This window comes from Streptomyces sp. NPDC048275 (assembly GCF_040652275.1).
Taxonomy (GTDB): domain Bacteria; phylum Actinomycetota; class Actinomycetes; order Streptomycetales; family Streptomycetaceae; genus Streptomyces.
The window spans coordinates 1-20,252 of record NZ_JBEZLR010000050.1 but is presented as its reverse complement, the minus strand read 5'-3'; the positions used below and the strand labels follow the sequence as shown (position 1 = coordinate 20,252).

The 20,252-nt window shown below is 68.4% G+C and carries 15 protein-coding genes, 1 rRNA gene and 1 riboswitch; of the genes, 2 read left to right on the top strand and 14 right to left on the bottom strand.

What is annotated here, in order from left to right; genetic code table 11:
* The first annotated feature begins 199 nt into the window (after nucleotides 1-199).
* Entirely contained in the window at nucleotides 200-2,968 is a 2,769-nt protein-coding gene (locus tag AB0D57_RS26680) for an AAA family ATPase (RefSeq protein WP_362077946.1), read from the top strand.
* Here AB0D57_RS26680 and AB0D57_RS26675 read toward each other — a convergent pair.
* The 3 genes from AB0D57_RS26675 to gcvP all read right to left on the bottom strand — a co-directional run bounded on the left by AB0D57_RS26675 (nucleotide 2,960) and on the right by gcvP (nucleotide 8,990).
* Nucleotides 2,960-4,558, bottom strand: a complete 1,599-nt coding sequence (locus tag AB0D57_RS26675; protein ID WP_362077943.1) for a LuxR C-terminal-related transcriptional regulator — start codon at nucleotides 4,556-4,558, stop codon at nucleotides 2,960-2,962. The genes AB0D57_RS26680 and AB0D57_RS26675 overlap by 9 nt on opposite strands.
* On the bottom strand, nucleotides 4,549-5,727 hold the full coding sequence (locus tag AB0D57_RS26670; protein WP_362077940.1) for an AAA family ATPase: 1,179 nt from the start codon (nucleotides 5,725-5,727) through the stop codon (nucleotides 4,549-4,551). The genes AB0D57_RS26675 and AB0D57_RS26670 overlap by 10 nt, the downstream gene beginning before the upstream one ends.
* 368 nt (nucleotides 5,728-6,095) lie before the next feature.
* Nucleotides 6,096-8,990 (bottom strand): aminomethyl-transferring glycine dehydrogenase, encoded by a 2,895-nt coding sequence (gene gcvP, locus AB0D57_RS26665; protein ID WP_362077937.1) that lies wholly within the window; start codon nucleotides 8,988-8,990, stop codon nucleotides 6,096-6,098.
* A 180-nt stretch (nucleotides 8,991-9,170) separates the two neighbouring features.
* Nucleotides 9,171-9,266, bottom strand: a riboswitch (glycine riboswitch).
* Nucleotides 9,267-9,380: 114 nt separating this feature from the next.
* Here gcvP and AB0D57_RS26660 point away from each other — a divergent pair.
* Nucleotides 9,381-9,752 (top strand): PRC-barrel domain-containing protein, encoded by a 372-nt coding sequence (locus tag AB0D57_RS26660; RefSeq protein ID WP_362077934.1) that lies wholly within the window; start codon nucleotides 9,381-9,383, stop codon nucleotides 9,750-9,752.
* Nucleotides 9,753-9,867: 115 nt separating this feature from the next.
* On the opposite strand, the gene AB0D57_RS26655 is transcribed toward AB0D57_RS26660, so the two are convergent.
* The 11 genes from AB0D57_RS26655 to rrf all read right to left on the bottom strand — a co-directional run.
* The gene (locus AB0D57_RS26655; protein ID WP_362077931.1) at nucleotides 9,868-11,244 is read right to left on the bottom strand and encodes a DNA polymerase IV; all 1,377 of its coding nucleotides are present in this window, start codon (nucleotides 11,242-11,244) and stop codon (nucleotides 9,868-9,870) included.
* Between the two features lie 105 nt (nucleotides 11,245-11,349).
* The gene (locus AB0D57_RS26650; RefSeq protein ID WP_362077928.1) at nucleotides 11,350-11,985 is read right to left on the bottom strand and encodes a MerR family transcriptional regulator; all 636 of its coding nucleotides are present in this window, start codon (nucleotides 11,983-11,985) and stop codon (nucleotides 11,350-11,352) included.
* Between the two features lie 240 nt (nucleotides 11,986-12,225).
* The gene (locus AB0D57_RS26645; RefSeq protein ID WP_006123076.1) at nucleotides 12,226-12,699 is read right to left on the bottom strand and encodes a bifunctional nuclease family protein; all 474 of its coding nucleotides are present in this window, start codon (nucleotides 12,697-12,699) and stop codon (nucleotides 12,226-12,228) included.
* An 86-nt stretch (nucleotides 12,700-12,785) separates the two neighbouring features.
* A complete protein-coding gene (locus tag AB0D57_RS26640) occupies nucleotides 12,786-13,529 on the bottom strand; it encodes a MerR family transcriptional regulator (protein WP_362077925.1) in 744 nt (247 codons plus the stop codon).
* A gap of 43 nt (nucleotides 13,530-13,572) precedes the next feature.
* Nucleotides 13,573-14,544: an FHA domain-containing protein gene (locus AB0D57_RS26635; protein ID WP_362077922.1), complete on the bottom strand. Its 972-nt coding sequence runs from the start codon at nucleotides 14,542-14,544 to the stop codon at nucleotides 13,573-13,575.
* A gap of 61 nt (nucleotides 14,545-14,605) precedes the next feature.
* On the bottom strand, nucleotides 14,606-15,448 hold the full coding sequence (locus tag AB0D57_RS26630; RefSeq protein ID WP_362077919.1) for a DUF881 domain-containing protein: 843 nt from the start codon (nucleotides 15,446-15,448) through the stop codon (nucleotides 14,606-14,608).
* Nucleotides 15,449-15,453: 5 nt separating this feature from the next.
* Complete coding sequence (locus AB0D57_RS26625) at nucleotides 15,454-15,786, bottom strand: small basic family protein (protein WP_003988855.1); 333 nt, start codon at nucleotides 15,784-15,786, stop codon at nucleotides 15,454-15,456.
* Nucleotides 15,783-16,619, bottom strand: coding sequence for a DUF881 domain-containing protein (locus AB0D57_RS26620; RefSeq protein ID WP_362078066.1), 837 nt, complete (start codon nucleotides 16,617-16,619; stop codon nucleotides 15,783-15,785). The genes AB0D57_RS26625 and AB0D57_RS26620 overlap by 4 nt, the downstream gene beginning before the upstream one ends.
* 158 nt (nucleotides 16,620-16,777) lie before the next feature.
* The gene (locus AB0D57_RS26615; RefSeq protein ID WP_362077916.1) at nucleotides 16,778-19,273 is read right to left on the bottom strand and encodes a mannose-1-phosphate guanyltransferase; all 2,496 of its coding nucleotides are present in this window, start codon (nucleotides 19,271-19,273) and stop codon (nucleotides 16,778-16,780) included.
* A gap of 116 nt (nucleotides 19,274-19,389) precedes the next feature.
* Nucleotides 19,390-19,998, bottom strand: coding sequence for a CDP-alcohol phosphatidyltransferase family protein (locus tag AB0D57_RS26610; RefSeq protein ID WP_362077913.1), 609 nt, complete (start codon nucleotides 19,996-19,998; stop codon nucleotides 19,390-19,392).
* 166 nt (nucleotides 19,999-20,164) lie between these two features.
* Nucleotides 20,165-20,252: ribosomal RNA gene (rrf, locus tag AB0D57_RS26605) — 5S ribosomal RNA — on the bottom strand; the annotation flags it as partial.

Below are 20,252 nucleotides of genomic sequence, written 5' to 3'. Positions count from 1 at the left end.
CCGCTCGCTATCCCGAACTGCGGACCAGGATCCAGCGTTGGGTGGCGGCGCTCGCCTGCCCTCAGCGTGCTCGAACCAGCACGTTCTCTGTCCTCGTACGGCCCTACGATCGATCCAGCTCGCCTTGATCGAATCACGGCCACAGTGATCCCCAGGCGTATTACCATACCGATCGAAGTATCCGAACAGGGGAGCTGCCATGGCGGGGAGCGGTTCAGGAACCGGGCTTCTCGGGCGGCAGAACGAGTGCCAGGCCCTCGACGACCTCTTGGCAGGCGCCAGAGGCGGGCGCAGTGGGGTCTTGGTCCTGCGCGGTGAGGCAGGAATCGGGAAGACCGAGTTGTTGAAGTACCTCCTCGATCGCGCCACCGGATGCCGCATCGTCAGAACTGCCGGCGTCCAGTCCGAGATGGAGCTCTCCTACGCCGGCCTGCACCAGCTCTGCGCCCCACTGCTGGCCGGCCTCGACGGGCTTCCCGAACCTCAACGCGACGCGATCGGCACGGCGTTCGGGCTGCGTGGCGGCGATGCGCCCGACCGGTTCCTCGTGGGCCTGGCCACGCTGAGCCTCCTCGCGGACGCCGCAGGGAACCAGCCGCTGGTCTGCCTCATCGACGACGCACAGTGGCTCGATCGGGTGTCGGCACAGGCGCTGGAGTTCGTCGCGCGCCGGCTGCTCGCGGAATCGGTCGTGCTCGTCTTCGCCGTCCGCGAGCCCAGCGCCGGCGAGGCTCTTGGCAGCCTCCCCGAGCTAACCGTCACGGGACTGACCGAGCACGACTCCCGAACACTCCTCGACTCGGTCGTCACCGGGCCGCTCGACCAGCGGGTGCGCGACCGCATAGTCGCCGAGTCGCGCGGTAACCCGCTGGCCCTGCTCGAGCTGCCTCGTGGCATGACCGCAGCGGAGATGGTCGGCGGCTTCGGGCGTCCGGATGCACGGCCGTTGTCGAGCCAGATCGAGCAGGGATTCCTCCGCCGCATCCAGACGCTTCCGGCCGAGTCGCAACGCCTGCTGCTCACCGCAGCCGCCGAGCCGCTCGGCGACGTGACGTTGTTGAGGCGTGCGGCCGAGCGGCTGAGGATCGACATCGACGCCGCTGCGTCGCACGCCGACGCGGCGGAGCTGATCACACTCGGCACCCGGGTGCGGTTCCGGCACCCGCTGGTGCGTTCGGCGGCCTATCGCGCGGCAGGCCCGAACGACCGTCGAGAGGTGCACAAGGCACTGGCCGATGCGACCGATGCTCAGCTCGATCCCGATCGCCGGGCCTGGCATCTGGCACGCGCGACCTCGGACCATGACGAAACGGTGGCTGCCGAGCTGGAGCGCTCGGCGGGCCGGGCGCAGGCGCGTGGCGGCGTCGCGGCGGCGGCGGCGTTCCTGGACCGAGCTGCCGAGCTGACGCCCGATCCCGCACGACGTGCGCAGCGCGCGGTGGATGCCGCAGAAGCGAAGCTCCGCGCCGGTGCGTTCGAGCCGGCGGCCGCTCTCGTCGCCGCGGCGGAGGCTGGGCCCCTCGGCGAGCTCGAGCGCGCGCGGATCGATGTGTTGCATGCGCAGATCGCGTTCGCGCAAGGCCACTACAGTGTGGCTCCTCCGCTCCTGCTCGCTGCCGCTCGCCGGCTCGAGCAGCTCGACGTGGTGCTCGCTCGTGACACCTACTTGGAAGCGGTCTCGGCGGTCATCTTTACCGGCCGCCTGGCGCGCGGCCCAGGGTGGCGGGAGGCGGGCGAGGCGGCATGCGGGGCGCCGCCGTCGCAGCTGCTGCGCGCACCCGACATGCTGCTGGATGCCCTTGCCGCGCGTCTCACCGACGGCCGCGCGGTCTCGACGCCGATGATCGAGCGAGTCCTCCGGGCGTTCTGTGACGAGGACGTCTCCGTCCAGGACTCGCTGCGCTGGCTCTTGCTTGCCGGGATCCTCGCGGCGGATCTATGGGACCAGGAGCGCTGGCACATGGTCGCAGCCCGTCACGTGGCGATCGCCCGCGAGGCCGGCGCGCTCAGCGAGCTCCCTCTTGCGCTCGACTCGTCCGCCGTCGTGCACGTCTTCGCCGGCGAGCTGGCGACGGCGGCGTCGCTGATCGAGGAGGTGAGAACGGTGAGTGCGGCGATCGGGAGCAACCAGCCGCCCTTCGGGGCGCTCGCATCGGCTGCCTTTCGTGGTCGCGAGCGCGAGGCACGCACGCTGATCGACGCCACGATCAGCGAGTCCGTGCCGCGCGGCCAGGGGCTCGGAGTCACCGTCGCGCACTACTACCACGCGGTGCTCTGCAACAGCCTCGCCCAGTACGAGGACGCTCTGGCCGCGGCCCAGGCGGCAGCCGCCCACCAGTGGGAGTTCGGCGCGCCGCAATGGGGCTTGGCCGAGCTGGTCGAGGCGGCCGTACGTGGCGGCGCGCCCGAGCTGGCGCCCGACGCGATCGAGCAGCTCTCGGAGGCGACACGAGCCAGCGGCACCGACTGGGCGCTCGGCATCGAGGCGCGCTCGCGCGCGCTCCTGAGCGAGGGGGACGCCGCGGAGCAGCTCTACCGTGAGGCGATCGACCGCCTCGCCCGGACCCGTGTCCGCGTGGAGCTGGCCCGCGCACACCTCTTGTACGGCGAGTGGCTGCGCCGCGAGAACCGCCGCGTCGACGCCCGTGCCCAACTGGGCGTCGCACACGAGATGTTCAGCAAGATCGAGGCCGAGGCGTTCGCCGAACGCGCGCGAATCGAGCTGCAGGCCACGGGAGCCAAGGTTCGCAAATATACCGTCGCGACACACACGGACCTCACCCGTCAGGAAGCGCAGATCGCTCGTCTCGCCGGCGAAGGGCTCACGAACCCCGAGATCGGCGCCCGGTTGTTCCTCAGCCCTCACACCGTCGAGTGGCACCTCCGCAAGGTGTTCTCGAAGCTCGGCATCTCCTCCCGCAAGGAGATCCGCGCCATACATCTCGGAGGCGAGGCGACATCAGCGTAGGCGGGGGGCTGTGGTGGATGGCCGGTCGGAGAGTGCGCTGCGGAGTTGTCTGCGGGAGGTGATGCCGAGTTTGGCGAACACTTTCCGCAGGTGCCACTCGACGGTGTGAGGGCTGATGAACAGTTGCGCGCCGATCTCTCGGTTCGTCAGTCCGTCCCGAGCGAGGCGGGCGATCTGCGCTTGCTGGGCGGTGAGCGCGGTCGGGGTGGCAGCCGTGCGCTTGGCCAACGTTTCGCCGGTGGCCCGCAACTCTCGGCTTGTGCGTTCGGTGAACGCGCCGGCGCCGAACCCGGTGAACATCTCGTAGGCGGTCCGTAGCTGGTCGCGCGCGTCGACGCGACGGTTCTCCCGGCGCAGCCATTCCCCGTACAGCAGATGTGCACGGGCGAGTTCCACGCGGATGCGGGTGCGGTCGAGCCGCTCGATCGCCTCGCGGTAGAGCCGCTCCGCGGCGTCGCCCTCGCTGAGCAGAGCACGCGAGCGCGCCTGGATACCCAGCGCCCAGTCCGTGCCGGTGGCGTCGGTCATCTCGACCAGCCGGGCCAGAGCGGCAACGGCCGCATCGCGATTGCCGCTACGTACCCCCGCCTCCACCGACTCGTCGAGATACCAACCGAACATGCCCAGGTCTTCGTATTCACACGCCCGTTGGGCATGGTCGAGGGCGACGTCGTACCGCGCCAGACCGTTGTAAAGCACAGCGGTGGCGTAGCCGGCCAGTCCCAGGGCCCGTCCCTCACCCTTGGCGGTCGCGGTCCGGATAGCGGCGTCGATCGACTTCATTGCCTGGCGCTCATCGTCACGCCATGCCACGAGCATGAGTGATGCGTAACCTTGCGGGGCGTTGCCCGTCGCTCTGGCGATCGCGTCCGCTTCGTCGATCAGGGCCGACGCGGTGGCGAACTCGCCGGCCTGCAGATGTACAACCGCACGATGGGCAAGCGCGAAGGGAAGGACGGCGAGCGCGCCGGCATTGCGGGCCAGTCGGACCGCACGGCTTGACAGCTCGTGCCATGCCTCGTCGTCCCACAGTTCCGGTCCGACGAGTTCGGGTGCGACCGGGCACGCCAACCAGAGCTGGCGCGTGGCGTCGCCCTGATTGCCCCAATCATCGGCCTGGAATGCCCGGAGGGCCCTCTGGAGCGGTTTCACACTCGCTGCGTAGCCCGCCGTGAAGCGGGTCGACACCCCGTCCAGCAGGAGATCCGTCTGCCCCGGCAGGCTGGGTCCGCGGGGCGCGGCGTGGGCAGCCTCAGCGGCATCCCGGACCGTCTTTCCGTCGAGTCGGCCCGCGAAGATCGCCGCGGCGAGCGCCTCGAGATACGTCGCGCGGGCCAGCGCTGCGTCATGGGGTTCAAGATGTTTGGCTGCGTCGAGGAAGAGGGGCGTGGCCTCACCGCTTCGGCTGCGGGTGAAGACGATGTGCGCGTGCAGCCGCGCCAGCCGGGCACGATCGAACTCATCCAGCGGCCCCAACTCCGCAGCCATCGCCAGCTGATACGCCGCCTCGGGCGCCGCCGCTTCGAACTTCGCCTGGGCAGCCGCCAGTGATCGTGTGCAACGGAGAGCAGGGTCGGGCGTCAGCTCCATCGCACGCTCGAGGAAAGCTGCCGCCGCCGCGACGCCGCCACGCGCCCGCGCCCGGTCGGCCGAGGCACCAACTCAACGGCCACCGCCTCATCAGGGACCACCGTCGCATGGGCACGATGCCACGCCCGGCGATCAGGATCCGAGTCCGCGTCGACGACCTCGGCCAGCACGCGGTGAGCCTCTTTCCGGTCGGACAGGGCCGCCGCGCGGTAGGACGCCGAGCGCACCAGCGGATGGCGAAAACGCACGCGCGTGCCCAGCTCGAGCAATCCCGCTGCCAGGGCCGGGGACGCCGCGTCCATTCCGATCCCCAGTCTCTCCGCCGCGCGTCTCAGCAAGGTGACGTCCCCGACCGGATCGGCAGCGGCGATCAGCAACAGTCGCTGCGTCGCCGGTGGTAGTGACTGGACCCGGCTGAGGAAGCTCTGCTCGATCTGGCTCGCCACCGGCTGCGCGTCCGGCCGGGCGAACCCGCCGGCCAGGTCGGCCACCGTCGACCCGCGCGGCAGCTCCGAAAGGGCGAGAGGGTTCCCTCGTGCTTCGGCGAGAATCCTGCTCCGGATGCGCTCGTCGATCCACCCGAGGGTCACCGAGTCCAACAGCGAACGAGCATCATGCTCATTCAAGCCGCGCACACTCAGTTCGGGAAGCCCTTCGAAGGCGGGCTCGTCGTCCTCCGACGCCCGCACCGCGAAAACAAATCCGACCGACTCCGCCATGAGGCGTCGCGCCACAAAACCAAGAACCTGTGCCGACGCGCGATCGAGCCATTGCGCATCGTCGACCAGGCAGATCAACGGCCGCTCCTCGGCTACGACAGCCAAGTGGCTGAGTACCGCCTGGCCAAGCAGAAACCTGTTCGGCGATGCGCCACTGGAAAGGCCCAACGCGATGCCGAGCGCGTCGCGTTGCGGGCCGGGCAGGTGATCGATGTCCTCGAGCAAAGGTCCACAGAGCTGGTGCAACCCGGCGAACGGAAGCTCCATCTCGGTCTCGGTGCTACCGGCTCGAGCTACCCGACAGTCGACCACGCTCTCCGCGAGATGATCCAGCAGAGCGGTCTTGCCGATACCTGCCTCGCCGCGTAGCACGAGAGCGGCGCTCTGGCCGGCTCGTACACTCGCCGCGAGCTGATCAAGTGCAGCACACTCCTTGCTCCGGCCAAGCACCCGTACACCACCAACTCCCCGCCCCAGGCGCAACCTGCGTTGATCGTACGCCTCTCAACAAGCGCATACCTCTCAACCCACTTCAATCTGGGGCTCCAGGGGGTTGTCGTGGTCAGGAGCTGGCAGGGTGAGCGAGGGCTGACGACGAACGGGCGGGGCGGCATCTTCGCCGCCCCGCCCTGTCGAGTGTCGAGTGCGCCGGTCAGCGGACCGTTCGCGCCCCTGCTCAACAGGTCGCAGCAGGCCCTGCTGGAACGCGGCATGCTGCCCTACCTGCGCCGACAGAGGCGGAATCGACCCGGATTCGACCCCACGCCCTCACGCCCTCACGCACCCGGCTGACCTGCACAAACGAGGACACACGGCAATCAAGCGGTGTACTCTTCGTAGGCGTCCAACGGCGGGCAGGAACAGACCAGATTCCGGTCGCCGTACGCCTGGTCGATGCGGCGCACCGGCGGCCAGTACTTGTCCGCGGCCGAGACGCCGGCCGGGAAGACGGCCTCCTCACGGGTGTACGCGTGCTCCCACGCCCCGCCGAGCGAGGCGGCGGTGTGCGGCGCGTTCCGCAGCGGGTTGTCGTCCGCCGCCCACTCGCCCGAGCCGACCTTCTCGATCTCCGCACGGATGGCGATCATGGCCTCGCAGAACCGGTCCAGCTCGATCAGGTCCTCGGACTCGGTCGGCTCGATCATCAGCGTGCCCGCGACCGGGAAGGACATGGTCGGCGCGTGGAAGCCGTAGTCGATCAGTCGCTTGGCGATGTCGTCGACGCTCACGCCGGTCGCCTTGGTGAGCGGACGCAGGTCGATGATGCACTCGTGGGCGACAAGCCCGCCCGGACCGGTGTAGAGCACCGGGTAGTGCGGCTCGAGACGCTTGGCGACGTAGTTGGCGCTGAGGACCGCCACCTGCGTGGCGCGCTTGAGCCCCTCACCGCCCATGAGCCGGACGTACGCCCACGAGATGGGCAGGATGCCGGCGGAGCCCCAGGGAGCGGCCGAGATCGGGCCGACACCGGTCTCCGGACCGGCCGCGGGCTGCAGCGGGTGATTCGGCAGGTACGGCGCCAGGTGCGCGCGCACACCGACCGGGCCGACGCCCGGACCGCCGCCGCCGTGCGGGATGCAGAACGTCTTGTGCAGGTTGAGGTGCGAGACGTCACCGCCGAAGTGGCCCGGCTTGGCAAGCCCCACCAAGGCGTTGAGGTTGGCGCCGTCGACGTACACCTGACCGCCGGCCTCGTGCACCTGCGCACAGATATCGGCGACATGCTCCTCGAACACACCGTGCGTGGAGGGGTACGTGATCATCAGTACCGCCAGCTCGTCGCGGTACTGCTCGATCTTGGCGCGCAGGTCCTCGACGTCGACCTCGCCGTCCTCGGCGGTCTTCACGACGACGACCTTCATACCGGCCATCACGGCGCTCGCGGCGTTGGTGCCGTGCGCGGAGGACGGGATCAAACAGACGGTGCGCTGCTCGTCGCCGTTGGCCCGGTGGTAGCCGCGTACGGCCAACAGCCCCGCAAGCTCGCCCTGCGAACCGGCGTTGGGCTGCAACGACACATTGTCGTACCCGGTGACCTCGGCGAGCCGCTCCTCGAGCTCACGGATGAGCGTGAGATAGCCCTGCGCCTGCTCGGCGGGCACGAAGGGGTGCAGCTGGCCGAACTCGGGCCAGGTGACCGGCTCCATCTCCGTCGTCGCGTTGAGCTTCATGGTGCAGGAGCCCAGCGGGATCATGCCGCGGTCCAGCGCGTAGTCGCGGTCGGAGAGCTTGCGCAGGTAGCGCAGCATGGCGGTCTCGGAGCGGTACTGGTGGAACACCGGGTGCGCAAGGAACTCGTCGCTGCGCAGCAACTCGGCGGGAAGCGTCTCCTGCGTGGTGAAGTCCAGCGCTTCGATGTCGCCGGCGACACCGAACGCCGTCCAGACGGCGCCCAGTTGCTTACGGGTCGTCGTCTCGTCGCAGGCGATCGACACCTGGTCGGCGTCGACGAGGTGGAGATTGACCCCCTGGTTGCGCGCGCCGGCCACGATCTGAGCGGCCCGGCCCGGCACCCGTACGGTCAGCGTGTCGAAGTAGGCGCCGTGCACGACCTCGACGCCGCCCGCCCTCAGACCCTCGGCGAGGATCGTGGCGTAGCGGTGTGTACGACGGGCGATCGTCCGCAGGCCCTCGGGACCGTGGTAGACGGCGTACATGCCCGCCATCACCGCGAGCAGCACCTGTGCCGTACAGATGTTGCTGGTCGCCTTCTCGCGGCGGATGTGCTGCTCCCGCGTCTGCAGGGCGAGCCGGTACGCCTTGTGCCCATCGGCGTCGACGGAGACACCCACGAGTCGGCCGGGCAGGCTCCGCGCGAACTTCTCGCGCACCGCCATGTATCCGGCGTGCGGCCCGCCGAAGCCCATCGGCACACCGAAGCGCTGCGTCGTACCGATCGCGATGTCGGCGTCGAGCTCGCCGGGTGAGGTGAGCAGGGTCAGGGCGAGCAGATCGGCGGCGACGGTGACGACCGCGCCGAGCTCGTGCGCCCGCTCGATGACGGGCTTGAGGTCGCGTACGACACCGGAGGCGCCCGGGTACTGGATCAACACGCCGTTGATCTCGCGCTCGGCGATCTCGGCCGGGATGCCCTCGCTGAGGTCGGCGACGACGACCTCGACACCGGTCGGCTCGGCGCGGGTCTCGATGACGGCGATGGTCTGCGGCAGGGCGTCCGCGTCGACCAGGAAGAGACCCTTCTTGTTCTTGCCCATGCGTCGGGACAGCGCCATCGCCTCGGCGGCCGCGGTGCCCTCGTCGAGCAGCGAGGCGCCTGAGGTCGGCAGCCCGGTCAGCTCGGCGACCACGGTCTGGAAGTTGAGCAGCGCCTCCAGCCGGCCCTGCGAGATCTCCGGTTGGTACGGCGTGTACGCGGTGTACCAGGCCGGGTTCTCCATGACATTGCGCAGGATCACCGGCGGCGTGAACGTGCCGTAGTAACCGAGGCCGATCATCGAGTCGAGCACCTGGTTGCGGTCCGCGAGGGAGCGCAGCTCGGCCAGCACCTCGGCCTCGGTGCGCGCGCCCGGCAGCTCCAGCGCCTCGGCGTTCTTGATGACGTCCGGCACCGCGGCGGCCGTCAGCTCGTCGAGCGAGCCGTAGCCGACCTGCGCGAGCATCTTGGCCCGTGCCTCGGAGTCGGGCCCGATGTGGCGCTGCTCGAAGGGGATTCCCTGTTCGAGCTGGGAGAGCGGAATGCGATGGGCGGTCATTGCGGAGGCCTCCTGGTCTGACGCGACCTTCGAGGGGCACCACGGCGTGGGTGCCCCGACGGCCTCCCCCTCTGTCATCTCAACCTGAGAGCTTCACCGGCCCGTCCACTCGCTGACGACCCGGCTTTCACCGTCGGTGAGAGCGGAAGCCGTCGGCCCCGCCCTGCTTTCCAGAGTGACCTCGTCCGTGCGGTACGTGGGCCTGAGAGATTCCGGGGAGGATTTGCTCCTTCGGCGCCTCCGATGGTGTCTGGAGGACTCTCCCGCACGGGGTCAGCAGCCGCTTGTCAGCCTACCAGCGAGGACAACGCGCGGGCCTTCGAGTGGCCACCTTCCTGAATGTGCTCTTTTGTAGTGCTTACGGATGAGTTGCGACCAAGTGGAGGGCCCGTGCAGACCGACATCGATCCGCGCAACCTGATCGGCCGCAAGGCGCTCGACCGCAACGGCACCAAGATCGGCACCGTCGACGAGGTCTATCTCGACGACGCGACCGGCGTCCCGGAGTGGGCGGCCATACGCACGGGCCTGTTCAGCAGGGACGCCTTCGTGCCCCTGGAGCCCAGCGAGCTCGTCGAGGGCACCCTGCGTGTCCCCTTCGACCGCGCCTTGATCAAGGACGCCCCCGACTTCGGCGTCGGCCGCCACCTCTCCCCCGAACAGGAACTCCAGCTCTACCACCACTACGGCCTGGACGTGACCCCGCCGTCTCCGCCCCCTGACCACGACTTCGGTCATTTGGCGGGCACGGACGAGCCTTGACTCAACAGCTTGGGCCCCGCCGACACATCCCTTAAAGGGCGCGGGGCTCTGACCTCATGCGGCTCCGCCGCGTAAGCGCGCTCAGCCACGATCAACCCGCGGCGCCGAACCGACCTCACCCCCCACGGCTATCGCAAACCGCCGCCACCAGCGGCAACGGATCCGCCAACTCCAACGCCGAATCATCCGTACGAAACGTCCGCACCCGCCCCGGCTCGGAGTACGGCGTCTCGAACCGCACAGTCACCCGCCCCAGCCCACTCCCCTGCACCCACCCGTGCCCATACTCGGCGTGCCGTACATCGTGACCCGCCGGCCACCGCCGCTCGGCAGGCGGCACAGGCTCGCCGGCCGACTCCACCCCCATCTCCTCATCGGGATGTTCCTGCGCCGTCTCCGGCTCCTCCGCGGCGGCCTGCGCGCGGGCCTGGGCAAAGAGGTCCTCCTGCGTGTAGTCGGCGAGCCCGGACACGCCGACCCCCAGCAGTCGTACGCCCCCGGTCGTGTCCACAGCTTCCAGGAGCCGCGCGGCAGCCTCCCGCACGACCGTCGGGTCGTCCGTGGGCCCCCGCAGCGTCTCGGACCGGGTCAGCGTCGAAAAGTCGTACCGGCGCACCTTCAGGACGATGGTCCGCCCCGACAGCCCTGCCCCGCGCAGCCGCTGCACGCACCGGTCGGCAAGCCGCTGCACCTCAAGACCGACCCGCACGCGGTCGTGGATGTCCACGTCGTACGTGTCCTCCACCGACACCGACTTGGTCTCCCGCTCGGCCACCACGGGCCGCTCGTCGTGCGCCAGCGCCATCGCGTACAGCGCGTGTCCGTGAGCCTTACCCAGCAGCCGTACGAGCTCGTCCTCGCCCGCCTCGGCGATCTCCTCGACCGTGGTGATCCCGGCCCGGCGAAGATGGTCCCCGGTCGCGGGCCCGACACCCGGCAGCGTCCGCACGGACATCGGCCCCAGCAGCGCGCGCTCCGTCCCCGGCTCTATCACCACCAGCCCGTCGGGCTTGGCCTGCTCCGAGGCGATCTTGGCGAGCATCTTGGAAGCGGCAAGCCCCACCGATCCCGTCAGCCCCGTGACGGCCCGGATGTCCGCACGCAGCTTCGCCCCGGCCAACCGCGCCGAGACCTCGTCCCAGGCCGCTCCCCCGGCCTCCAGATCCACGAACGCCTCATCCAGGCTCAGCGGCTCCACCAGCGGCGACAGCGCCCCCAGCAGCCGCATCACCTGCTCGCTGATCTCCCGGTAGATCCCGAAGCGCGGCACGAGATACGCGGCGTTCGGCGCCAGGCGCCGCGCCTGGGCCATAGGCATCGCCGAGTGCACCCCGAAGACCCTTGCCTCGTACGAGGCCGTGGCCACCACACCACGCGGTCCGAGACCGCCCACGACCACCGCTTTCCCACGCAGGCTCGGCTTGGATGCCTGCTCCGCCGAGGCGAAGAAGGCGTCCATATCGAGATGCAGGATCGTGGGCGCGGTTCTCACATCTCCGATGCTGCCCTACGCCACTGACAATGCCCCGGCACGGCCCGCTCCCCGTACGACACGGTCCCCCTTGTCGTGCCCGCCGCGGTACAGCGCCACCGGGCCTCAGACGGCCCGATTGCGCCGTCGCGCCAGCTCGTCCGCAGGGTTGTGCCCGACAAGCGTCTCGCCCGTGTCCACACGCTCACCGTGCAACTGCGAAAGCGCGCTCTCGACGTCCCGCCACACCACGCCCACGGCGATCCCGAAGATGCCCTGACCGCCCTGGAGCAGGGCATGGACCTCGTCGGGCGAGGAACACTCGTAGACGGTGGCGCCATCGCTCATGAGCGTCATCCGCTCCAGGTCCCGGAAACCGCGCTCCCTGATGTGCTGCACCGTGGTGCGAATGTTCTGGAGCGACACTCCCGTGTCGAGGAACCGCTTCACGATCTTCAGTACGACAACGTCCCGGAAGCTGTAAAGCCGCTGAGTCCCCGACCCGTGGGCGGGCCGCACGCTCGGTTCGACCAGACCGGTCCTGGCCCAGTAGTCCAGCTGTCGATAGGTGATGCCCGCGGCGGCACACGCCGTGGGACCGCGGTAACCGATCTCCTCGGCAGCCGCCCCTCCCTCGCCCGGCACCGCCGTCGGCCGCTGCGGAACGTGATCGGCCGCGCTGCCGTAAAGCGGGTACGGGCCACTCTCCCCCAGACTGCGTCCGGGGGCACCCCCAGCCGTACCGTCGCCGCTGCTTCTCACGCCGACCTCCGTCCTTGACCTGCCTTCTCGACGGTAGGCAGTCACCAGGGGTGCGTCAACGATCGCCACACTCGGCACGCCGAGTGATAATCACCCTAGGAGTGGTTTCCCGTGCCCCACCGCGGGGAAAGGCTAGCCGAATGCTCTTGGAGTGGACCGCAGCGCGCCACACTGGCCGCCGGCAATTGCCACCCGGAGCCTCTGCCGCTCCAGGGCGTCACCGGCCGTTGGTCCCGGCTCTCACTGGCTGTTGGTACCGAAGTCCTCGGGCGAGATCTGGTCGAGGAACTCGCGGAACTTCTCCACCTCGTCCTCCTGCTCGTCCGGGATCGCGATGCCGGCGTCGTCGAGCACTCCGTCACTGCCGTAGATCGGCGTCCCGGTGCGCAGGGCCAGCGCTATGGCATCGGACGGCCGCGCACTGACCTCGACCCCGCTGGCGAACACCAGCTCCGCGTAGAAGACACCCTCACGCAGGTCCGTGATGCGTACCTCGGTGAGCTCCTGGCCAACGGCCTCCAGCACGTCCTTGAACAGGTCGTGGGTCAGCGGTCGCGCGGGGGCCATGCCCTGCTGGGCGAAGGCGATCGCCGTCGCCTCCCCCGGTCCGATCCAGATGGGGAGGTAACGGTCGCCTCCCACTTCACGCAGAAGCACGATCGGTTGGTTGGAGGGCATTTCGACCCGGACACCTACGACATCGAGCTCGTTCACACAGTAACCCTAGGCCGTGCCCGGGACGTTTGGGTAGTCGGGCACAGAACGGGTGGGCGATCCGGACAGCCATCGGGCGCTCCCGGTCAGGGCAGCCGGACGCCCAGAGCCGTCTGCACCAGCGCGGCGTGCAGCTTCACCGTGAGCCCCGCCAGTTCCTTCGTACGGGCTTCTGCATGCGCCCGGGTCTGCGGATTGCGGTGGCGCCTCAGCGGGGCCACCACCTGGTCCACGAGCCCCGCGTCCCGCTCGGCCGCGGCCTTCATCGCACGCAGATGGCGCGGCTCGATCCCGAACCGCCCCAGTTCCACGACCAGCGCGGCGACGGTCACCGCCTCGGCGTCGAACGCCCCGTCCGGCAGCGGGGCGACGATCCCGTACGACTCCCACTCCTGAAGCTCCTGCTCACCGATCTCGGCGGCGGCCAGCAGCTCTGCGCGGCCCACCCGGGCCACCGAGGGCGTCTCGGGCTCGTCCAGCAGCTCCCCGTCGCCCGCGTCGCGCTGGCGGCCCAGAGATGGCAGCCGGACCGCCTCGCCACGCGCCAGGGCGTCCAAGTGCTCCCGGATCACCTTCAGCGGCAGATAGTGGTCCCGCTGCATCCTCAGTACCTGGCCGAGCCGCTCGACGTCCTCCGCACTGAACTTGCGATACCCCGAGGGGGTTCGCTGCGGCTCGATGAGCCCCTCCGACTCCAGAAACCGGATCTTGGAGATCGTGACTTCGGGAAACTCGTCGCGCAGCACGTTCAGCACCGTGCCGATACTCATCAGCCCACTGTCCGCTGCGGCGGTACCGCTGCCGGCACCGCCGCTCGGTGTTCGAAGCATGGACATTCCCTGAGGGTCCCCCCGGACGGAGTCTGGGGGAGGGTCAGATACCCCGCTGGCTCGCGTAGAAGACCAGCCGGTACTTACCGATCTGCACCTCATCACCGTTCGACAACGGGACCGAGTCGATCCGCTCCCGGTTGACATACGTACCGTTCAGGCTGCCCACGTCGGCGACCGTGAACGATCCGTCCGCGGCGCGGCGGAACTCCACGTGGCGGCGCGACACGGTCACGTCGTCCAGGAAGATGTCGCTCTGCGGATGACGCCCGGCCGTGGTCAGCTCACTGTCCAGCAGGAAGCGGCTGCCCGAGTTCGGACCGCGACGCACCACCAGGAGCGCCGAGCCGAGCGGCAGCGCGTCCACGGCCGCCTGCGCCTCCGGCGAGAGCGTCGGCATCTGCGTCTGGCCGGTGACCTCGGCGTCATAGGCCTCGAGGCCCGAAATGGAGATCGTGGACGTCGTCTCGGAGGGGCGCTCCGGAACAGCCCCGGCCCGCAGCGGCGCACCGCAGTTGGAGCAGAACCGGCTGTTCTCCGCGTTACGGTTCCCGCACCTCGTACACACCAGGGCCGACATGGACGGATCCTCCTGCCGCGGCTGCCCTCCAGGGGCATGGGACGCGTGCGGATCGGAGGCGAACCCTCCACCCGCACTTGAGGGTGACGGATCCCCGAAACCTATGCGGCCGGACTGGGCAGGGTCAACAGACGGCGCGCCCTGACCACCGGAAATGTCACCGCCCGGACCACCGATCTGATCCCGGAACAGCGGACGGTCGCCGCTCTGACCCTCGTCTCCATGGCGCGGTGCACGGTGCCGAGCGGTGGCGTTGTCGCCGCCCTCTCGTGCGCTCTTGCCGAACAACTTCGCAAACAACTTCACGGGCGATTCCCCTTGACCGAAACAGACCCGCCCGTGGGGCAGGACGAACCCTGATTGAACACACCGGTCGACCCGGACATCCTCACAACGTCCGTATCCACCTGACAGTTTCCACCACGCACCACCCATTCGGTGCGCCGACCCCCCGCAACCTCTTGCCCTCGCAGCGCGGCCCCCATGCACCCCCGGCTCACTGGGAGGACGACCGAGCGTAGTCAGGCCGCTCCGCAGCTCGCAAGGCGTCCACAACGATCTTCGTCGCACGCTCGACCGTGACGGTGGCCTGCTCCTTCTCTAGAGTCTGCACCACGCCTCCGGGGATGTTGAGCGCCGGCTCGAGGTCCTGCGGCTTGCCGATGACCTTGAAACGATAAGGCTGGGTGATCTTGTTCCCATCCACGCTCACTCCCTTGCCGGAGTCGGTCAGATAGGTGTTGGCGACGACCCGTACGCCGTTCACCTGGATCGCCTCGGCGCCGGCCGCGCGCAGTTCCTGGATCGCGTCGAGCAGCATGTCCGCCTTGACCGTCCCCTTCGTATCAGTGATCGTCAACGTGATGCCCGGTCCCTGCGCCGCCACCGTGCCCGCCAGAATGCCGAGTTGCTTCTCCTTCTCGACGGTCTGCTTGCGGGCCTCCTCGGCCTGGTCCGAGCTGTTCTCCAGCTCCGTGCGCTGATCTTCGAGACCCTGCTTCTCGTCTTCAAGACGCTGCGTACGGTTGTCGAGTTCATCGAGGATGCGTACGAGATCTTCTTGACGCGCGCCGCGCAGGGCACTGCCGCTGTCGCTGTTGGAGGCCACCTGGACGGCGAGGCCGAAGCCGAGCCCGAACAGCAGCAGCGCGACGATGAGTTGGGCGCGCGTCACCCGCGGCGGCCACAGCCCCTTGACGAGCCGCTGCCGGCCGCTCAGCGACGGCTCAGCCTTTTCCTCGTGCTGTTCCGGCCCGGAACTCCCGGGAGCCGCGGCCGGAACCTCTTCGGGAAGTTCTTTGCGCAGCCGGTTCTCGAGAGTCTCGCCCTCGTTGCTCATCGGCCTCACGCCCGGAACACGTGACGACGGATCGCCGCGGCATTGGAGAAGATGCGGATACCGAGGACAACCACGACGCCGGTGGAGAGCTGCGCACCCACGCCCAACTTGTCGCCCAGGAAGACGATCAGCGCGGCCACGACCACGTTCGACAGGAACGAGACCACGAAGACCTTGTCGTCGAAGATGCCGTCGAGCATGGCACGCAGGCCTCCGAACACGGCGTCGAGCGCCGCCACGACGGCAATCGGCAGGTAAGGCTCGACAACCGCCGGAACCTCGGGCCGGACCAACAATCCAGCCACGACTCCCACGACGAGGCCCAGTACGGCGATCACGATGTGCCCTTCTCTGTGCTCGGCTGTGCTGTACGTACGATCACACTCGGTGCGGCGGACAACCGGACGTCGCCCTCGCCGGAAATGCTGGCCCGGATGCCATAGTTCTCCTGCAGGGCATGCAGATACAGGCCATCGGCACTGTTCTGGAACCGGGTGCTGAGCCGTTCGCCGTCCCCCACCGCAAGCACCGTGTAGGGCGGCACCAGCGGCTTGTTGTCGACCAGTATCGCGTCACCCGCGGCCCTGATCGCCGACAGCGCTGTCAGTCGCTGTCCGTTGATCGAGACGGCCTCCGCACCGGACTCCCAGAGCCCGTTGACGACGCGCTGCATGTCACGGTCGCGAACGCGTCCGGTATCGGAGAACCCCGACGTCTCCCGCGGATCACCGTCGCCGCCCCCACTGGCTGCCTTGGCGTCGTTCACGACAAGTTTCACACCGGGGCCGTGCACCGCGGTGGCACCCGACAGGATGCCCACCAGGTCGGCCTGGTCGCCGCCCCCCTGCTTCTTCAATGCCTCACGCTGCCGGGCGCTCACATCGGCGCGCAGCGTGTCGACAGTGTCCTCCAGCTTGTCGGCGGAAGCAGTCTCACGCTCGATGCGGTCGATGAGCTCCTGACGCTCCTTGGCGACGACAGGGGCCGCTATACGTGCGTTCGCCGCCCCCACGGTCACGACCAGTGCCGCGAGGACAAGACCGGCGGCGAGCCCGAGCTTCGCCCGCACCGTTTTCGGCATGCCACCGGCGCCCTCGGCCGTCTTGCGGGCGGCCGCCTCGGCGTACCCGTCGTCGAGGCTGTGATCCATGACATTGGTGAGCAGCGACATGGAGGCGTCCGGGCGCGAGGGGCGCGGAGGTGTCCTCCGAACGGGGGGCTGCTGCGGCATGCCGCACATCGTCGCATGTCGCGGGCGCTACCTCCGAATGGCCCCACCGGCGTGCCGGACAGGCCCCCTTGGGGGCACTTGTCCGGCACCCGCGTGTGCTACCGCCCGGCACTGTCCACGACGGCCGCCCACTCATCGAGCAGGGCTTCCGCGGACGCGTCGTCAGGGCCTTCGGCCCACAGGTGCGTCACCGCCTCGGCAGGGTCGGGCAGCACCATCACCCAACGCCCGTCGGCCTCCACGACCCGTACGCCGTCGGTCGTGTCGACAAATCGGTCTCCGGCCGCCTCCACGACTCGGCGCATCACCAGCCCCTTGACGGCCCAGGGCGTGGCGAGATCACGCTTCAGGACGTGCGCCCGGGGAATCCGTGCATCGATCTGGCTGAGCGTGAGCTGCGTCCGCGCCACCAGCCCGATCAGTCGTACGAACGCCGCCGCACCGTCGAAGACGCCGCTGAACTCCGGAATGATGAATCCGCCGCGCCCGTCACCGCCGAAGATCGTCGACTCGTCGCGCCCGACCCGCGTCAGATCGTCCGGCGAGGTGGTCGTCCACTCCACCTGCGTCCCGTGATAAGCCGCTACCTGCTCGGCGATCCGCGTGGTGGTGACCGGCAGCGCCACCCGCCCGCTGCGCCGCTCCGCGGCCACCAGGTCGAGCAGGACCAGCAGAGCCCGGTCGTCCTCGACGATCCGCCCCTTCTCGTCGACGAGCGAGAGGCGCTCACCCACCGGGTCGAAACGCACCCCGAAGGCGGCCCGCGCGGACGCGACGATCTCGCCGAGCCTCACCAGACCGGCCCGCCGCGTGTCCGCCGTCTCCGTCGGCCTGGACTCGTCGAGACCGGGATTGATGGTGAGCGAATCAACACCGAGCTTGCCCAACAGGCTGGGCAGCACCAGCCCTGCACTGCCGTTCGAGGCGTCCACGACCACCTTCAGCCCGGATTCGGCAATCCCGGTGGTGTCGACATTCCTCAGCAGCGACCCGGTGTACGAGTCGAAGACGCTGGCCGGGAAGTGCAGATCCCCGATCTCACCCGGAAACGCGCGCCGGTACTCCTGTCGCGCGAACACCCGGTCCAGCTTCCGCTGACCTCCTTGCGACAGATCCGCGCCCTGCCCGTCGAAGAACATGATGTCGACGGAATCCGGCACTCCGGGCGTCGTCCGGATCATGATCCCGCCCGCGCTGCCCCTGGCGGTCTGCTGCCTGGCCACCGGCAGCGGTACGTTCTCCAGGTCGCGTACCTCGATGGCGCTGGCCTGCAGCGCCGAGATGACCGCTCGCTTCAGCGCGCGAGCTCCTCGGGAGTGGTCGCGGGCCGTGGTGACGGTGGAGCCCTTCTTGAGTGTCGTCGCGTACGCCCCCGCGAGGCGCACGGCGAGCTCCGGGGTGATCTCCACGTTCAGAATTCCCGTAACACCACGCGCGCCGAAGAGATGCGCCTGACCGCGCGACTCCCAGATCACCGAGGTGTTGACGAAAGCGCCGGCCTCGATGGTCTTGAACGGGTAGACGCGTACGTTCCCCTGGATGATCGATTCTTCACCAACGAGGCATTCATCGCCGATGACGGCGCCGTCCTCGATCCGCGCCGCACGCATGATGTCCGTGTTCTTCCCGACGACGCAGCCGCGCAGATTGCTGTGCTGGCCGATGTACACGTTGTCGTGCACGACCGCTCTGTGCAGGAAAGCCCCGCTCTTGACCACGACATTGGAGCCGACGACGGTGTGCTCACGGATTTCGGCATTCGCCTCGACCTTGGCGTAGTCGCCGATGTAAAGCGGTCCGCGCAGTACGGCGTCAGGGTGCACTTCGGCACCCTCGGCAACCCATACGCCAGGGGAGATCTCGAAGCCGTCGATCTCGACGTCGACCTTGCGCTCCAGGACGTCGGCCTGCGCCTTCACATAGCTCTCGTGGGTACCGACGTCTTCCCAGTAGCCCTCAGCGATATAGCCATAGATGGGCTTGCCTTCCTTCATCAGCTGGGGGAAGACATCACCGGACCAGTCGACGGAGACATCGGCCTCGACATAGTCGAAGACCTCGGGCTCCATGACGTAGATGCCCGTGTTCACCGTGTCCGAGAAGACCTGACCCCAGGTCGGCTTCTCCAGGAAGCGCTCGACCTTGCCCTCTTCGTCCACGATGGTGATGCCGAATTCGAGGGGATTCGGTACGCGCGTCAGGCAGACGGTGACGAGCCCACCCTTTTCCTTGTGGAAATTGATGAGGTCGGTGAGATCGAAGTCGGTCAGAGCATCACCGGAGATGACGAGGAAGGTGTCGTCCTTCAGCGCATCCTCGGCGTTCTTGACACTCCCGGCAGTACCGAGTGGCTTCTCCTCGTTGGCATAGGTGAGCTCCATACCGAGCTCCTCGCCATCACCGAAGTAGTTCTTGACCAGTGACGCCAAGAACTGGACAGTAACGACGGTCTCGTTGAGCCCATGCCTTTTGAGCAACCTGAGCACGTGCTCCATGATCGGGCGGTTCACCACGGGCAGGAGCGGCTTGGGCATGCTTGAGGTCATGGGACGAAGGCGCGTGCCTTCGCCTCCGGCCATCACGACGGCCTTCATGTCGGAAGTGTCCTCCTTGAAGAGACGACGGTCTAGCCGACTTCACCCGTCCAAATTGTCCCGCAGATTTCGAGCGCGGGCCATCGGAGCACTTCAGCCGCCCAATCGGGCCGAGCTCAATCGGCCATGGCGTCCGCCCGGACAAGCCGGCGGACCTGCACCACGTACAGGACTCCTGCCCACCAATAGAGGGTTGTACCCCATCCGGCGAACGCCCATCCGAAAATCGCAGCCAGGGACGCCAACCATCCACTTCCGTCACTGAGTAGCAGCAGCGGGAAGGCGTACATCAGGTTGAAGGTCGCCGCCTTGCCAAGAAAGTTCACCTGGGGCGGCGGATAGCCGTGGCGCCTGAGGATGCCCACCATCACCAGCAGAACCAGCTCACGCGCCAGAAGTGCAGCGGTCAACCACAGCGGCAGAATCTCCCGCCAGGTTAGGCCCACGAGAGTCGACAGAATGTAGAGCCGGTCGGCCGCGGGATCGAGCAGTCGGCCCAGGCTACTGATCTGGTTCCATCGCCGCGCGAGCTTCCCGTCCAGATAGTCACTGATGCCGCTCAGCATGAGCACAAGCAGCGCCCAGCCGTCGCTCTCGGGACCGCCGAACTCCGGCCTGAGGATCAGCCACAGGAAGACGGGTACGCCTACGAGGCGCGCCATGCTGAGGATGTTCGGGATGGTGAGGACCCGGTCCGTCTGGACGCGGGTCTCCTGGACCTCCACCCGGGGGCCTCCTGTGGGAAACGAGCCAATGATGCCCCTGACCTTACCCGCAGCCTTCGCCTTGCAGCGCGGAGGGGGTGGAGGCACTACCGGAAAACAAATCGGGAAAACAAAAAAGCTCCGACTCTCGGGCAATAAGCCCAAGAGCCGGAGCTCTACACAATTAGTTCGGCGGCGTCCTACTCTCCCACAGGGTCCCCCCTGCAGTACCATCGGCGCTGTGAGGCTTAGCTTCCGGGTTCGGAATGTAACCG

Bases quoted from the DNA above. Each gene is read 5' to 3' on its own strand.
- AB0D57_RS26680 (WP_362077946.1), top strand. From the start codon at position 200: ATGGCGGGGAGCGGTTCAGGAACCGGGCTTCTCGGGCGGCAGAACGAG.
- AB0D57_RS26675 (WP_362077943.1), bottom strand. From the start codon at position 4,558: ATGGAGCTGACGCCCGACCCTGCTCTCCGTTGCACACGATCACTGGCG.
- gcvP (WP_362077937.1), bottom strand. From the start codon at position 8,990: ATGACCGCCCATCGCATTCCGCTCTCCCAGCTCGAACAGGGAATCCCC.
- AB0D57_RS26640 (WP_362077925.1), bottom strand. From the start codon at position 13,529: ATGCTTCGAACACCGAGCGGCGGTGCCGGCAGCGGTACCGCCGCAGCG.
- AB0D57_RS26635 (WP_362077922.1), bottom strand. From the start codon at position 14,544: ATGGGTGGTGCGTGGTGGAAACTGTCAGGTGGATACGGACGTTGTGAG.
- AB0D57_RS26630 (WP_362077919.1), bottom strand. From the start codon at position 15,448: ATGAGCAACGAGGGCGAGACTCTCGAGAACCGGCTGCGCAAAGAACTT.
- AB0D57_RS26620 (WP_362078066.1), bottom strand. From the start codon at position 16,619: ATGTCGCTGCTCACCAATGTCATGGATCACAGCCTCGACGACGGGTAC.
- AB0D57_RS26615 (WP_362077916.1), bottom strand. From the start codon at position 19,273: ATGAAGGCCGTCGTGATGGCCGGAGGCGAAGGCACGCGCCTTCGTCCC.